Annotated in this window: 15 protein-coding genes; 9 read left to right on the top strand and 6 right to left on the bottom strand. The window is 54.6% G+C overall.

The features are described 5' to 3' along the window. Positions 1–114: 114 nt before the first annotated feature. The 6 genes from EAW52_RS12755 (at position 115) to EAW52_RS12730 (ending at position 6,639) form a co-directional block, all read left to right on the top strand. Positions 115–564: an HIT family protein gene (locus EAW52_RS12755; RefSeq protein WP_122042678.1), complete on the top strand. Its 450-nt coding sequence runs from the start codon at positions 115–117 to the stop codon at positions 562–564. A gap of 42 nt (positions 565–606) precedes the next feature. Next, positions 607–2,355 carry a fatty acyl-AMP ligase gene (locus tag EAW52_RS12750; RefSeq protein ID WP_122042677.1) on the top strand — a complete coding sequence of 583 codons (1,749 nt, stop codon included), beginning with the start codon at positions 607–609 and terminating at the stop codon, positions 2,353–2,355. A gap of 4 nt (positions 2,356–2,359) precedes the next feature. Beyond that, a complete protein-coding gene (locus EAW52_RS12745) occupies positions 2,360–3,274 on the top strand; it encodes an NAD(P)-dependent oxidoreductase (protein ID WP_122044800.1) in 915 nt (304 codons plus the stop codon). Positions 3,275–3,311: 37 nt separating this feature from the next. Continuing rightward, on the top strand, positions 3,312–3,575 hold the full coding sequence (locus tag EAW52_RS12740; protein WP_010798135.1) for an acyl carrier protein: 264 nt from the start codon (positions 3,312–3,314) through the stop codon (positions 3,573–3,575). Beyond that, positions 3,559–4,761, top strand: coding sequence for an aminotransferase class I/II-fold pyridoxal phosphate-dependent enzyme (locus tag EAW52_RS12735; protein WP_177411908.1), 1,203 nt, complete (start codon positions 3,559–3,561; stop codon positions 4,759–4,761). Before EAW52_RS12740 ends, EAW52_RS12735 begins: the two co-directional genes overlap by 17 nt. 168 nt (positions 4,762–4,929) lie before the next feature. Continuing rightward, positions 4,930–6,639: an ABC transporter ATP-binding protein gene (locus tag EAW52_RS12730; protein ID WP_122042676.1), complete on the top strand. Its 1,710-nt coding sequence runs from the start codon at positions 4,930–4,932 to the stop codon at positions 6,637–6,639. Positions 6,640–6,683: 44 nt separating this feature from the next. Here the strand turns inward: EAW52_RS12730 and EAW52_RS12725 are convergent, their stop codons facing one another. Then, a complete protein-coding gene (locus tag EAW52_RS12725; protein ID WP_162997636.1) occupies positions 6,684–7,235 on the bottom strand; it encodes a GNAT family N-acetyltransferase in 552 nt (183 codons plus the stop codon). Between the two features lie 68 nt (positions 7,236–7,303). Then, entirely contained in the window at positions 7,304–8,089 is a 786-nt protein-coding gene (locus EAW52_RS12720) for an exodeoxyribonuclease III (protein ID WP_122042674.1), read from the bottom strand. A gap of 210 nt (positions 8,090–8,299) precedes the next feature. On the opposite strand from EAW52_RS12720, the gene EAW52_RS12715 reads away from it, so the two are divergent. Then, positions 8,300–8,995, top strand: coding sequence for a TerC family protein (locus EAW52_RS12715; RefSeq protein ID WP_218567928.1), 696 nt, complete (start codon positions 8,300–8,302; stop codon positions 8,993–8,995). A 401-nt stretch (positions 8,996–9,396) separates the two neighbouring features. Here the strand turns inward: EAW52_RS12715 and EAW52_RS12710 are convergent, their stop codons facing one another. The 3 genes from EAW52_RS12710 to EAW52_RS12700 all read right to left on the bottom strand — a co-directional run bounded on the left by EAW52_RS12710 (position 9,397) and on the right by EAW52_RS12700 (position 10,976). Beyond that, entirely contained in the window at positions 9,397–9,717 is a 321-nt protein-coding gene (locus EAW52_RS12710) for an Arc family DNA-binding protein (RefSeq protein ID WP_010798142.1), read from the bottom strand. A gap of 180 nt (positions 9,718–9,897) precedes the next feature. After that, positions 9,898–10,479 (bottom strand): acyl-homoserine-lactone synthase, encoded by a 582-nt coding sequence (locus EAW52_RS12705; protein WP_122042672.1) that lies wholly within the window; start codon positions 10,477–10,479, stop codon positions 9,898–9,900. 80 nt (positions 10,480–10,559) lie between these two features. Then, positions 10,560–10,976, bottom strand: a complete 417-nt coding sequence (locus EAW52_RS12700; RefSeq protein WP_083397884.1) for a DUF4902 domain-containing protein — start codon at positions 10,974–10,976, stop codon at positions 10,560–10,562. A 120-nt stretch (positions 10,977–11,096) separates the two neighbouring features. Between EAW52_RS12700 and EAW52_RS12695 the strand changes: the two genes are divergently transcribed. Then, positions 11,097–11,810 carry a LuxR family transcriptional regulator gene (locus tag EAW52_RS12695; RefSeq protein WP_074825515.1) on the top strand — a complete coding sequence of 238 codons (714 nt, stop codon included), beginning with the start codon at positions 11,097–11,099 and terminating at the stop codon, positions 11,808–11,810. A gap of 66 nt (positions 11,811–11,876) precedes the next feature. Here the strand turns inward: EAW52_RS12695 and EAW52_RS12690 are convergent, their stop codons facing one another. Continuing rightward, positions 11,877–12,542: a nucleoside/nucleotide kinase family protein gene (locus tag EAW52_RS12690; protein WP_122042671.1), complete on the bottom strand. Its 666-nt coding sequence runs from the start codon at positions 12,540–12,542 to the stop codon at positions 11,877–11,879. Between the two features lie 231 nt (positions 12,543–12,773). On the opposite strand from EAW52_RS12690, the gene EAW52_RS12685 reads away from it, so the two are divergent. Further along, positions 12,774–13,748, top strand: coding sequence for a Gfo/Idh/MocA family protein (locus EAW52_RS12685; protein WP_122042670.1), 975 nt, complete (start codon positions 12,774–12,776; stop codon positions 13,746–13,748). Positions 13,749–13,874: the final 126 nt, after the last annotated feature.

Below are 13,874 nucleotides of genomic sequence, written 5' to 3'. Positions count from 1 at the left end.
ACGGATGTTTCAAAAAATAACAAGCATTAGTGATTCGAATAGGCTTTCAAAGCAGCGCATAAACATTTAACTTCCGTAGCCGAACCTAATCATACGATGATCAATGGGGCCTGGATGGAATCGACTGATGCGTTGAGCGCCACCATGAAGAAGTTTGGCGCTCCTGATACCGTGATTCGCGATTACCGTTATTGGGCGGTGCTGTTGCGCGCCCAGCAGGTAACGTTGGGCTCTCTAGTATTGATTGCCAAGGAGCAGGTGACGGCCTTTGCCGAGTTGAGTCCGGCAGCATTTGCAGAGCTCAAGGCCGTTACTGTCGATATTGAAAGTACTTTAAAAACTATCTTCAACTACGACAAACTGAACTATCTAATGCTGATGATGGTCGATCCAGACGTCCATTTTCATGTAATACCTCGTTACAACAGTCCCCGTACTTGGGCTGACCGGGAGTTCAGTGATAGTGCCTGGCCAGGACCCCCTCAGTTGAATTCATCAATTGAGCTTCAGGAGGTCGACAGCGTTAATTTACGTGATGAACTGATGCGCCGCTGGCCTTGCTGATCGGCCCGCTGCATGCGATGTGCTGAAAGCAGGACCAAAGGGATGGCCGAACTGTACATGTCTGCAACACTAACTCAACACGGTTTACCTCAGCGCCTGGCTGACTTCTCGACGTTGTCGGAAGCGCTTGATTATGCAGCTGAAGGAGAAACAGGGCTGAACTTCTATGATGGCCGTTGCCGCCTGACGGCTGTTGTACAGTACGGTGCCCTTAGAAGAGAGGCTCTCAAAGTCGCTAAAAGGCTTCATGGTTTGGGCCTTGAGCGGGGAGATCGGGTTGCCCTGATCGCCGACACCGACCTGTCGTTCATGGAGGTTTTCTACGGCTGTCAGTACGGTGGCTTTGTACCCGTTCCGCTGCCGATTCCCTCGGGGCTAGGCAGTCACGATATCTACGTCAAGAAACTCAAGGGACTCCTCAAGAGTTGCGAAGCCTCTGCCGTATTCGCACCGGCCGAGTTGGTCAAGTTTGCCGAGGAGGCCGCTGAGCAGCCGATGCGATTCATCGGTACGGCCAAGGAGCTCTCCCTGCGCCCGCTTCTAGCAGTCGAGCTGGCGCCTTCCCGTGCCGATGAGGTCGCGTACCTGCAGTACACTTCTGGCAGTACCCGTTTCCCCCGTGGTGTCGTTGTAACGCAGCGGGCTGTTATGGCGAATCTGCAAGGCATTACGCGAGATGGCCTGGGCGTTCAGCCGGGTGATCGCTGCGTCTCGTGGTTACCGTTCTATCATGACATGGGGTTGGTCGGATTTGTCCTTGGCCCGATGGCGTCCCAACTGTCCGTTGACTATCTGCGGACTCAGGACTTTGCCATGCGTCCCAGGCAGTGGCTGAGTCTGATCAGCCAGAACCGCGGTACGATTTCGTTTGCACCTCCTTTTGGTTACGACATTTGCACGCGCCGTGTTCGCGAAAGCGATATGGAGCGTTTTGATTTGTCCAGCTGGCGCATCGCAGGTATTGGCGCTGAGCCTATCAGAGCAGAGGTGTTGAACCGTTTCGCCATACAGTTCGAACGGACGGGCTTTGATCGCAAGGCGTTTTTGCCCTGTTATGGACTGGCGGAGAGCACCCTGGGCGTCAGCTTCGCGCGTCGTGATACCGGTATCCAGACGGACCGTATCAATCGCTGGGAGCTTGAGCACCATTCCCAGGCCATTCCTTTCGACGGGCCGGACAGCAACGCCAGCAGCTTTGTCAATTGTGGTGCGGCCCTGCCCGGACATACGCTTGAAATCCGTGATGACAACGGACATGCCTTGCCTGAGCGTGCAATCGGTCGTATTACCCTGAAAGGGCCGAGCCTGATGTCGGGTTATTTCTGCGACGAAGAGTCTACCCAGGCAGTCATGAGCCCTGAAGGTGATTGGCTGGATACGGGAGATCTGGGCTATCTCTCCAAGGGTGAGCTTTATATTACCGGCCGCCGCAAGGACCTGATCATTGTGCGCGGACGTAATATCTGGCCTCAAGACATCGAGTACCTGGCCGAATGTCAGCCGGATATTCGCCCCGGCGATGTCATTGCCTTTCTTATTCCAGGGGAAGAGGAGCCTCAGGTCGTCGTCCAGGTTCAGTGCCGTATCATGGATCCGGAACAGCGTGAGCATTTTGCTCAATCGCTGACCAAGCTCATCAATAGCGAGTTTGGCCTTACCTGCCGGGTGGAGCTGGTGCCGCCTCATTCATTACCGCGTACGTCATCCGGCAAGCCCTCGCGAGCCGAGGCACGCAAGCGGTTTATCCAGCAGATCGAGGCTGATTGCGGCCTCTCTCTTGCTGCTGGATAAGCCTTTGACCGCTCAGGTGGTCGCCCTCACGGGGGCGACAGGCTTCATCGGAACCATCTTGCGCAAGCGTCTGGTTGAAGCGAATCTCACGGTACGCGCTCTAAACCGACGCGAAGACGGCCCCTGCGACGGCGTCACCTGGATTAAGGGTTCGCTTGAGGAGCCTGACTCACTTGAGCGTCTGGTAGACGGGGCGGGTATTGTTATCCACCTTGCCGGTGCCGTTAGAGGCAGCACTCCCGATCAGTTCAACCGGATCAACGTCGACGGTAGCGCCCATCTGATGGAGGCTGTACGGCGGATTGGCGCAGGCCGGCGGTTTCTTTTGATGTCTTCTTTAGCGGCTCGGCATCCAGAGTTGTCCTGGTATGCAGCCTCCAAACGTGAGGCAGAGCAGGCTATCCAGCAACGGGCCGGCGACCTTCCGGTTACGGTATTCAGACCTACCGCGGTCTATGGGCCTGGCGACAAGGAGATGCGGCCGCTATTCCAGTGGTTGCTGCGTGGCTGGCTATTGACGCTGGGTGAGCAATCCGCACGCTTGTCATTCATCCATGTGGAAGATCTCGTTCGCGCTGTGGTGGCCTGGGTCGGTGCCTCACAGGTACACTCGGCTACCTATGAACTCAGTGATGGTCATCCTGGCGGCTATGACTGGCAGAGCATTGCCGAGATTGCTAAAAGAGTTCGCCAAGGGCCGGTGCGTAAGGTTACTGTGCCTGCCGCAGTGCTTGAGGGAATGGCACAAGTCAATCTGTCCCTTTCCCGCCTGACACGACGTGCACCCATGCTGACACCTGCCAAGGTAGGTGAGTTGAGACATCCTGACTGGTCATGCAGTAATGCAGCCGTTGAGCAGGCACTGGGATGGCATCCAAATATCCTGCTGGAGAAGGCTTTGCAAGAGCGTAGTTTCTGAAAGGCCTAGGGCATTCATTCCGTTTAGGGACTTAGTCATGACATCCCAAGAAAAAATACTAGAAAAGATCTTTGCTTACCTTAATCGCCTTGCGCCTCCCGGTACGCCTATTCATCCCGATATCGATTTGATTCAGGAACTTGGTCTGGACTCCATCAAGGTCATGGACCTTCTGATGGAAATGGAGGACGAGTTCGATATTTCCATCCCGCTCAATGTCCTGACCGACGTCCGAACCCCCGCGCAACTGGCACATGCTGTCATCGCCTTGCTGGAGCCTGCAGATGGCACTGTTCGATAAGTTCAACAAGCTGGCACAGGAACGTACCGCCCTGATCCAGGCGGAGCCCAGTCCCTTTGGTACGCGCATCGACGAAATATATACGCCTACTGAAGGACGTATTGGGCAGTGGCGTGTAGTGCTTGCGGGAACCAACAATTACCTGGGGTTGACCTTCGATGCTGAATGCATCAAGGCTGCCCAGCAGGCGTTGGAACATGAAGGCACTGGTACGACCGGCTCGCGCATGGCCAATGGCAGCTACGGCAGCCACATGGCACTTGAAGAGGAATTAGGTGATTTCTTTCAGCGCCGCTCGGTCATTGTATTCTCGACAGGCTATCTGGCCAACCTGGGCATTATCGGCACCCTGGCGGGGCCGGACGACATCGTCCTGCTGGATGCCGATTGCCATGCCAGTATCTATGATGCCTGCCGCATGGGTGGGGCACAGGTTATTCGCTTCCGGCATAACGATGCCGTCGACCTGGAAAAGCGCATGCTTCGCCTGGGCGAAAAGGCCCGTGATGCGATCATCATAGTAGAAGGCATCTACAGCATGATGGGTGATCAGGCGCCACTCAAGGAAATCGTCGAGATCAAGCGTCGTCTGGGTGGGTATCTGCTGGTTGATGAAGCGCATTCTGTTGGGGTGCTGGGCGCCAACGGCCGCGGTCTGGCCGAGGAGCTGGGCGTCGAGGACGAGGTAGATGTCATCCTGGGCACGTTCAGCAAGAGTCTGGGTGCGATTGGCGGCTTTGCAGCAAGCCAGCACGCTGAGTTCGATCTGCTTCGTTATGCAAGTCGCCCTTATATCTTTACAGCGTCACCTTCGCCTTCAGTGATTGCTTCCGTGCGTACGGCGTTACGTAGCCTGCGTACCCGTCCCGAGCTTAGAACGCAGCTTTGGGACAATGCACGACAGCTGCACAAGGGATTGTCGGCGTTAGGCTATCGGGTAAGTTCAAGGCCGAGTCCTGTCATTCCGGTCATGCTGGGTTCGCCCAAGGAGGGCGTGGCCTTCTGGGAAGCGCTGATCGAGCAGGGCGTTTATGTGAATCTGGTGCTGCCTCCGGCCAGCCCCAACGGGGATGCGCTGGTTCGCTGCAGTGTTAGCGCCGCTCATACGCCAGAACAGATCGACCAGATCATTGCTGCCTTTGCAACGCTACGTGATGTGTTTTCGACCGTGGCGCAAGTCGGCTGACGTGTCTGCCTTACGCCGCTTTCACAGGAGTAAGGCAGATCGAGAGTTTATGAACCAAGCTATAGGCTCACAGGGATACGGAGCTGGATTACCCCTTTGTAGTCTGGCGATAGGTTGAGCCGTGCGCTCCCTATCCAGTTAACCGAGCCCATCGCTAACGGATATACCATGCGGATTCTTTTTGCCTACGGCCGGGCTTACCCGGTGCGTACGTTTCTGATGTTGATAAGCCTGCTGCTGGCAGGTATCGCGGAAGGGGTCGGCTTGACGACCTTACTGCCGCTACTCTCCATTGCCCTGGGTGATCAGGCGCATTCTGACTTGGCCAACAAGGTCATTCATGTCCTTGGGCTGGTGGGTCTTGAGCCTACGCTGGTAACGATGCTGGTCGTGATCGTTGTTGGGCTGACGCTGAGCAGTACATTGGTACTCTTGGGCAACCGTCAGGTCGGTTATGCCGTAGCCCATGTGGCCACTGACCTTCGAATCGATCTGATTCGTGCGTTGCTGGGGAGTCGCTGGGAATACTACCTGCGTCAGCCTGCCGGTGCGCTGGCCAATGCTGTAGCGACCGAAGCCTATCGTGCCTCGACAGGGTATGAGCATGCGGCCAACATGTTGGCGCTGGTAATCCAGGCGGTTGTGTATGCCGTCATTGCGTTCATCGTTTCGTGGAAGGCAACGCTGGTTTCGCTCATCCTTGGAGGCTTTCTCCTGATGGCCCTGCAGCGCCTGGTAAAGACTTCCCGGCGCGCCGGCAAGAGTCAGACCAGTCTCATGCGCGAGCTGCTGGCTCATCTGACCGATACGCTGGGGTCGGTCAAGCCGCTCAAAGCCATGGCGCGTTATGACATTGCCGATTCGCTGCTTCGGCATCAGGCAGCCGAGCTCAACAAGGCGATGGAACGTGAGGTCATGAGCCGTGAAGCGTTGCGTGCGCTTCAGGAGCCCATGCTTGCCATCCTGGCAGCCGCTGGGCTGTATGCGGCGCTGGTGGTCTGGAAGCTGCCTCTGTCGTCTGTCATGGTGCTCATCTTTCTGGTGGTGCGGGTACTGGGTCTGCTTCACAAGGCACAGCAGCGCTATCATCGGATGGCCGCACAGGAGAGCGCCTATTGGGCGTTACAGGATTCCATCAACGCGGCGCTGGCGGATGCTGAGCCCAATGGCGGCACCCGCACACCGTCTCTAAAAAGCGCTATCGTGTTCGAGCAGGTGTCCTTTCATTACGGAAGCAAACCGATCCTGAGCGAGGTGGACCTTACTATTCCGGTCGGAACATTCACCAGCCTTATAGGGCCGTCTGGCTCGGGAAAGACCACTATTCTGGATCTGATATGTGCGCTGCTGGCTGCGCAGTCTGGACGTGTCCTGATCGACAGTGTTCCGATTGAGGAGCTCGACAAGCGCCAATGGCGTCGCCTGATTGGCTATGTGCCGCAGGAAACCTTACTGTTGCATGACACTGTTCTGGCTAACGTTACGCTGGGTGATCCCGAACTTACGGCTGCTGATGCCGAGCGGGCGCTGAAGCAGGCCGGAGCATGGGAGTTCGTAGAAAAACTCACGGGCGGTATGAATGCTGTCGTAGGGGAGCGGGGCGGACGTCTTTCGGGTGGGCAGCGTCAGCGTATCGTTATTGCCCGTGCCCTGGCGCATAACCCTCGTTTGTTGATTCTGGATGAGGCCACCAGTGCGCTAGACCCTGAGTCCGAAGCCGCTATCAGCCATACCCTGAAAGCGCTGACCCCTGGTATTACCATAATTGCCGTATCGCACCGGCCTGCACTGATTGATGTGGCCGATCAGGTGTATCGCCTGTTCGAAGGGCGGCTGACGCAGATCAAAAGCAATGAGCTCGACGAGGTGGCGCATTGACCTCTAACACGGATGCCGTCCGGTCTGGGCCGGAGGGCATCCGTTTAGACGCTGATTGCCTCACCTTGTGGGCTACAGGTGAGACGATAGAACATCATCATTTCATCTTCCGTTTTCAAACCTAGTAAAGCGGGTTTAGAAAACAAATACTCGAAGCCGCTCTTGACCAAAACCCTGCCTGAGGCAGGGTTGCGCGCAAGGTGATTGCCGCGCACCTCGGTCAGGTCCAGCGTTTGAAAACCAAAGTCTGTAATAGCCTTGCAGGCTTCGGAGCCGTATCCCTGATTCCAGTAATCCACGCCGATCCAATAGGCAACGATAGCGCGTCGGTCACGGATGTGATTCAGCGAAATGACGCCAATCAGCTGCTCTGTCTGTTTCAATCGAATGCCAAAGGCAGCCAGCTCGCCGGCTTGCCAGCGAGCGGGGTGAGTAGCGATCCAGGATTCGGCCAATCCGTCGGGATACGGATGGGGAATGTGCGCCGTTACATCGGCAATCAGGGGAGAATTGGCTAGCAACTGAATGCGTGGCGCATCACTTGGCAGGAGCGGGCTTAATAGCAAGCGGTCCGATAGGAGGGTAGGCTGAGTCACGGTCTGTTTTGCGGCGATGGACAGATCCTGAATGTAGCATGGTGTCCATGACCGAATCGTGTCTTCGTCTATGGGGCCTTGAGCGTAATCCAGGTAGGAGCGTGATCACTGGCATGGGACTGGTCACGTACCCAGCGGTCTACACCGGCATCCAGCAGGCGTGGCGCAAGTGATGCACTGAGCAGGAGATGATCGATACGCATGCCCGAGTTTTTCTGCCAATGCTGGCGGAAATAGTCCCAGAATGTATAGATGTGCTCGTTAGGGTGGCAGGTGCGCAGGGCATCGGTCCAGCCTTGTTCCAGAAGCTGCTCGAAGCAGGCTCGGCTTTCCGGTTGCAATAACGCATCTTTCTGCCAGGAGCGCGTGCTATAGATATCTTCATCTGTAGGAATGACATTGTAGTCGCCTGCAAGAACGACCGGATGACCACTTGCCTGCAGCTGGACAGCATGAGCATTCAGCTTTCTAAACCAATCCAGCTTGTAGTCAAATTTAGGACCTGGTTGTGGGTTGCCATTGGGAAGATACAGGCAACCCACGACGACTCCATGAGCAACCGCTTCCAGATAACGGCTCTGGGGGTCGTTTTCATTACCCGGAAGGCCGCGTCGACTTTCCAGGGGCGTTTCGCCCTTTGCCAGGATAGCCACTCCATTCCAGGACTTCTGGCCCTGCCATAACGCACCGTAGCCGGCATGCTGGATCTCATCGACAGGAAAACTGGCATCAGCCATTTTCAATTCCTGCAAACACACAATGTCAGGGGATTCACGGTGTAGCCATTCGAGCAGATGAGCACGTCGTGCCTGCAGGCCATTCACATTGAATGTGGCGATTTTCAGCGGTTCCACAAGAGCTCCTTGTAGCGGTAATGTCATCCACGATGCGTTGTAGGGATAGGCGTATGACCTCGGCTGCAGGCGTTCTTTCCGGTCGTCTGCACTTCTTCATGAAACCTTTGGATACATTGAGGCTCCACAAGGGGTGTAAATCCTCACCGGCAGACTTCGCGTGTTCTAACTCGGCACGTTGTGGCTGTCTCGGTTTCAAGGGAGATGGTGTTGACTGATTTGATGAATAATCCTGATCTTTGGCTTGCTGTTGGACAGATCATCCTGATCGATATCCTCTTGGGTGGCGACAATGCCGTGGTAATTGCACTGGCCTGTCGAAAACTGCCCGAGGCGCAGCGAAATAAAGCCATTCTGGGTGGCGCGCTCGGTGCCATCCTGCTCAGGATCGTATTGATCTTTTTCGCTCTTGAATTGCTGACGTTGCCTTATCTCAAGCTAGTTGGTGCGCTGCTGCTCGCCTGGATCGGTGTAAAACTGATGCTGCCCGAGGGTGAGGACGAACATGCTGAATTGAAGGCAAGCCCGAAACTGCTGGGTGCAATCTGGACCATTATCGTGGCAGATGCGCTTATGAGCCTGGATAACGTTGTGGCGGTGGCAGGGGCGTCCCATGGCCAGCTCGAACTGGTCATTTTTGGAATCGTGGTCAGCATCCCGATCATTATTTGGGGGAGCAAGCTGGTATTGCGCCTGATGGAGCGTTTTCCAATCATCATCAAATTGGGCGCGGCGCTGTTGGGCTGGATTGCGGGTGGAATGGCGGTGGCCGATACCGGCCTGCCTGCCTTGCCTTCATGGACGCATTACGCAGCGGGTGTAACAGGCGCGTTGATCGTTGTCGCGATAGGTACGTTGCTGGGGCGCTATCAGCAACATCGTGCGCTACGGTCAGGTGGTGCTTGAGGTGAGGTTAGCCTGGCGCCTGGTAAAACCCAGGCGCCAGAAGTATTCACGAGAACGTGATAAGGCCGGGGATATCAGGGAGGGATAGCCAGAGAAATGCAAGACCAGTGGTAAGAATCAAGAGAAAGTAAAAGAAGCGCATGGCGAAAGCCTCTGAACATACAGGCATGCAAGGGCGAAGAAGCAAGCAAACATTGCAGCCTGTTAAAGATGACAAAGAGGAGAGCAAAGGCAGAATCCAATTATAGATAATGCGGCTCTGTTGTCATCTGCGGTTCGCTTGTTTTTAGAGGGGATGAACCAGGGACGGGGGCACTGGGAAGGTAGGGGTAAGCCTTGGGCTGTACCTGAAAAGATCCGGACCCGCCTTTAGTGCAGAAGGCAGGCCCGGATAAGAGTGCCTATTCGCGTGCTGCTGTCGCTGCGTTATCGGCGATCAATGAAATCAAGGCGTTCTGCTGACGTCCTGACAAGCCCCTGAAGCGCTGCAGCAGTTCGCGTTCATGGGCGCTCAGCTCAGGGCTATCCAGCCGCATTCTGGCGCTACCGTCCATTTCACCATTCTGGATCAAGCTCTGCTCAAGGCGAGCGATAATTTCGGAGTTCATGCTCCGGTGATGGTGACGGGCTACATCCGCAATATGATCGCGCATTCCTTCAGGAAGACGGACGACAAATTTGTCTGCTGTACGGCTGGAATAAGATCTGATTGCCTGAGTCATGAGTTTAAGTCATCTAAATGATTGGGAAGCGTATATTCAAGGTCAAGCTGGCTTTCAGGTGTTGAAAGGCAGGGATCACCTGATGTGTTTTTAAAGCCAAACTAGGGCCTTTTTATCAACGTCCTTTTATTGATTGGTCTATCCATTTTTTTATTAAGCACGCATGGCAATCAGGTCGTTTTATTGAAGACCTAATGCATTTCTTGTCTGGTTGTCGATTTCTATCCAGAAAGCGACGACCGGTTTGTTATCAATAAGATGTGGTTTGGAAATACGGTGAATATTCAGGCCGGCACGTTTGAGCAGTCTTTCGTTGCCCACGCCGGAAAAAGCGATCAAGCGGCGCGCTCCCCGAGCACTTGCAGCATCAACTACTTTTGACATCAAGGCGATATTGTTTTGCCATGATTGCGCAGCGGTTAATACTTTATTTTTGGGGGTGCTCAAGGCAAAGCGAGACAGTTCCCAAATATCGGAAGAGTGCGGTAAGGCCGCGCCTTCCATTAGTTCGGGGAAAACTTCACCCAGCAGATACGGTTTATGGGTGGGCAGTAAGCGGGCGCAGCCACAGACTTCGTTGTTGCTGTCATGTGCCACTACATAAAGGGTGTCTTCACGGTCGAACTCATCTTGTTCATTACCTTCCTGACACTCGAGAGGCCAACCCATCTTTTCAACAAAAATGTTGTATCGATATACCGAAAGGGCCTGTGCCATGGCCGGTTTTAAATCTTTAACCGTCCCTGTTACCATATTAAGCATATCGCATCTCCGTAAGTGTCTTTACTCCATTACAAGAGAGCGACGTTTTTTTGGACAGCTGCCCATCTGGACAGGTCTGCTTATAAGGTGACTGGAATTCCGGACTGCCAGTTTTGTCGAGAGAGCCAGGATATTAGTAGTTCTTCTGTTGCTCGTGGCCCCAGATCGTAACCGGTTGCACATCGCAGCATCAGATTGGTGCTGATTCCACCGGGAGCAAGGTAGGGACTTCCAATTGAACTTTGTCTAAACCAGGTCCAGCCAATGCTGATGGAGGGTGAATGTGTCGTGCTGGCCCATTCGCAAAATCCGGCAGAAGCGGCGTCTATTCCAAGGCTGTGCAGCTCTTCGACGAGATCCATGTCCATCCAGGCCATGTATTGGTAAAAGGTGACGTCGCTGAACTCCTTGTAAGACATGCGGATGAAATGATCTGGTGCTAATAAAGACATGGCAGCGCCCTTGGGATGCGACGAAAGAATACCTAAATCGACCAAGATTCATCACCTTACAAGTTGTTTCGCAATAATTAAGTCATCACCAATAGATGATGGTACGGAGCCTGTTAGAAACAAACCACTGCCCATTTGGGCATCTTTTACAAAGGTTGAAGTAATGTGAAAGACTGGCGTGAGGATTATCTCTCTTTATGCTCCGCGGCTAAATCCGAACATCAATTGTTCAGTGAGCTTGGAAAGATCATTTCAGGTCTGGGGTTTCAATTCTGTTCTTATGGCCTTCAGGCGCCACTTCCTGTTTCTAGCCCAAAAATAGAACTTCTTACAACATTTCCTGATGCCTGGAAAAGTAAGTATGTAGCTAATAATTATTACTGTATCGACCCAACCGTACGGCACGGTATCCGGGAACAGTCCCCTCTGATCTGGTCAGCGGAGCAACCAGCGGTGGAGCATGATTTCTGGGAAGAGGCGATGCAGCATGACATTCGGCATGGCTGGTGCCTGTCGTCGCGAGGGCAGTTTGGGACGATGGGGCTGTTGTCGCTGGTTCGTTCTTCGGAAAAACTTACCGTTACAGAACTCGATGAAAAAGAAGCCAAGCTTATATGGCTGACTACGCTTGTTCATTCTTCAATGGTGCGTTTTCTGGCTCCGAAAACCATGCCTGAATGTACGAGTGAACTAACTTGCCGTGAGCGGGAAGTTCTCAAATGGACAGCCGTAGGCAAGACGTATATCGAAGTTGGACTGATTCTTAATATCGACGAGCGTACCGTTAAATTTCACTTGGTAAATGCCATGCGGAAACTTCATGCATCCAATAAGGCGGAGGCGGCGGTCAAAGCGTCTTTGTTGGGGATGTTATTCTAGTGACTACTGCCTCACGAACCTGTCTGAAACGCATCAGCCAGGTCCTTGATTCATTACGCAGCTCACTTACCGGGCCGGTCCATCAGACCAGGGAATCTGAAGATGGGCTCGATCCTTGTACTGGTCGATACGCAGAGCGTTGGGCTCATCGGTCTGCTCAACCCAGGCCTGAGCAGCTTCGCGGCTTCGCCCAAAATGCATATGGCGCTCTATCAGCCGGGTACGGCGTTCATCAGGGTCGACAGCAACGTACCAGCACTCGTCGAACAGTTCGGCCACGGGTTGCCAGGGGCCCTCATCAAGTAGCAGATAGTTTCCCTCACTGATGATCAGCGACACTTCGGATGAGACTGGAATCGATCCGGCAATGGCTTCCTCGATGTCACGATGAAACGAGGGCGCGTAGACCGTTTCGTCTGCCTGCTGGTGCCTGAGACGCTCCAGCAGGGCCCGGTATCCATACACATCGAACGTATCCGGTGCCCCTTTGCGTTCCGCGCGGCCAAGGCGAGCCAACTCCCGATTGGCCAGATGAAAGCCGTCCATGGGTACGACCAATGCTCGCGTGCCCAGCTCAGCCGCCAGCAGATCCGCCACGGTCGACTTGCCAGCACCCGGTGGGCCAGCGATTCCCAGCAGGCGACGACCACCTTGCTGTAAAAGGGCTTCGGCCCGCTCGATAATGGGTTTAGGTAGGGAGAGGCCCGCTACCGGGCGTTGGCTGCTGGTCATCGTGGCTCGCTTCTTGTTGCGGATGGATTGTCTATGCCGAACGGGCTGTATGCCTGGGCAGACGGTTTGTCACCGCGCCGTTACCAACTAACAGTTCGCAGCATAGGATGCAGTGACTACTATTCCGACACACCTGTTTTATACGGTAGTCCTGAGTCTGCGTGGTCGTATCGCACGAAGACAAGAGAAAAAGGTGCCGAACCTATTGATTCCTTGAACGGGAGAGAATTCATGGATGTTGTGCGCTGGGGAATGATTGGCTGTGGGGATGTGACGGAGCGGAAAAGCGGGCCAGCCTTTTACAAGGCGCCTGGCTCTGCGCTGGTAGCGGTGATGGGCCGCCGTGCCGAGGCAGTCACCGATTATGCGGCGCGTCATGGCATTGCGCGGGTATACACCGATGCGCAGGTCTTGATCGATGATCCAGACGTGGACGCTGTTTATATCGCAACGCCTCCCGATAGCCATCATGCCTACAGCATGCAGGTGGCCGCTGCAGGCAAACATTGCTGTGTCGAAAAGCCGATGGCGCTCAGCAGTACGCAGAGCGAGGATATGCAGCAGGCATTCGACAAGGCTGGTCGCCATCTTTTCGTATCGTATTACCGTCGGTCACTGCCCCGGTTTCAGCGGATACGCGAATGGCTGACGCAGGGCCATATTGGCGAGGTCAGGCAGCTGACCTGGAGCTTGATAAAGCCGCCTTCGCAAAAAGATCTGGAGCAGCAGGCCAACTGGCGAACCGACCCGGCTGTCGCAGGGGGTGGATACTTTGCCGATCTGGCCAGTCATGGCCTTGACCTGTTCCAATACCTGTTGGGCGATATCGTGGCTGTAAGCGGTTTCACTGCAAGACAGGCAGGGCTCTATGCGGCGGAAGATGCAGTAGTTGCAAGCTGGCGTTTCTCATCCGGCGCGCTCGGCATGGGGTGCTGGAATTTTGTGGCTGACCGCCATGAAGATCGAGTCGAAATCATTGGCAGTCGGGGGCGTATTCTCTTTTCAGTATTTGGTGATGAGCCGGTCCGGCTGGACGCTGAAGAAACCGTTAGCGAGTACATCCAGCACCCTGAGCATATCCAGTGGTATCACGTGCTGGGTATGAATGCGCATATTCGAGGTGAGCGTGACTACGCTGCGCTGGCGCGGGAAGCCGTTAAGACAGACAGGGTAATGGACCAGATTCTGGGGCGCGCCAAGACATAGATAAGCTTGTTGAAATACCTGCGCCAGACAAATCGGTGCGGTTAGCAAGCGGATTCGTAAAACCTGCTCTATAGTTCCAGTGCCCTAGATCATTAGTGCGCTACGTTAACCAATAATAAGGAAAAG

Origin of the sequence: Pseudomonas sp. LTJR-52, assembly GCF_003691465.1 — a bacterium.
Taxonomy (GTDB): Bacteria; Pseudomonadota; Gammaproteobacteria; order Pseudomonadales; family Pseudomonadaceae; genus Chryseomonas; species Chryseomonas luteola.
This window is presented reverse-complemented; position numbering and strand designations above follow the sequence as displayed.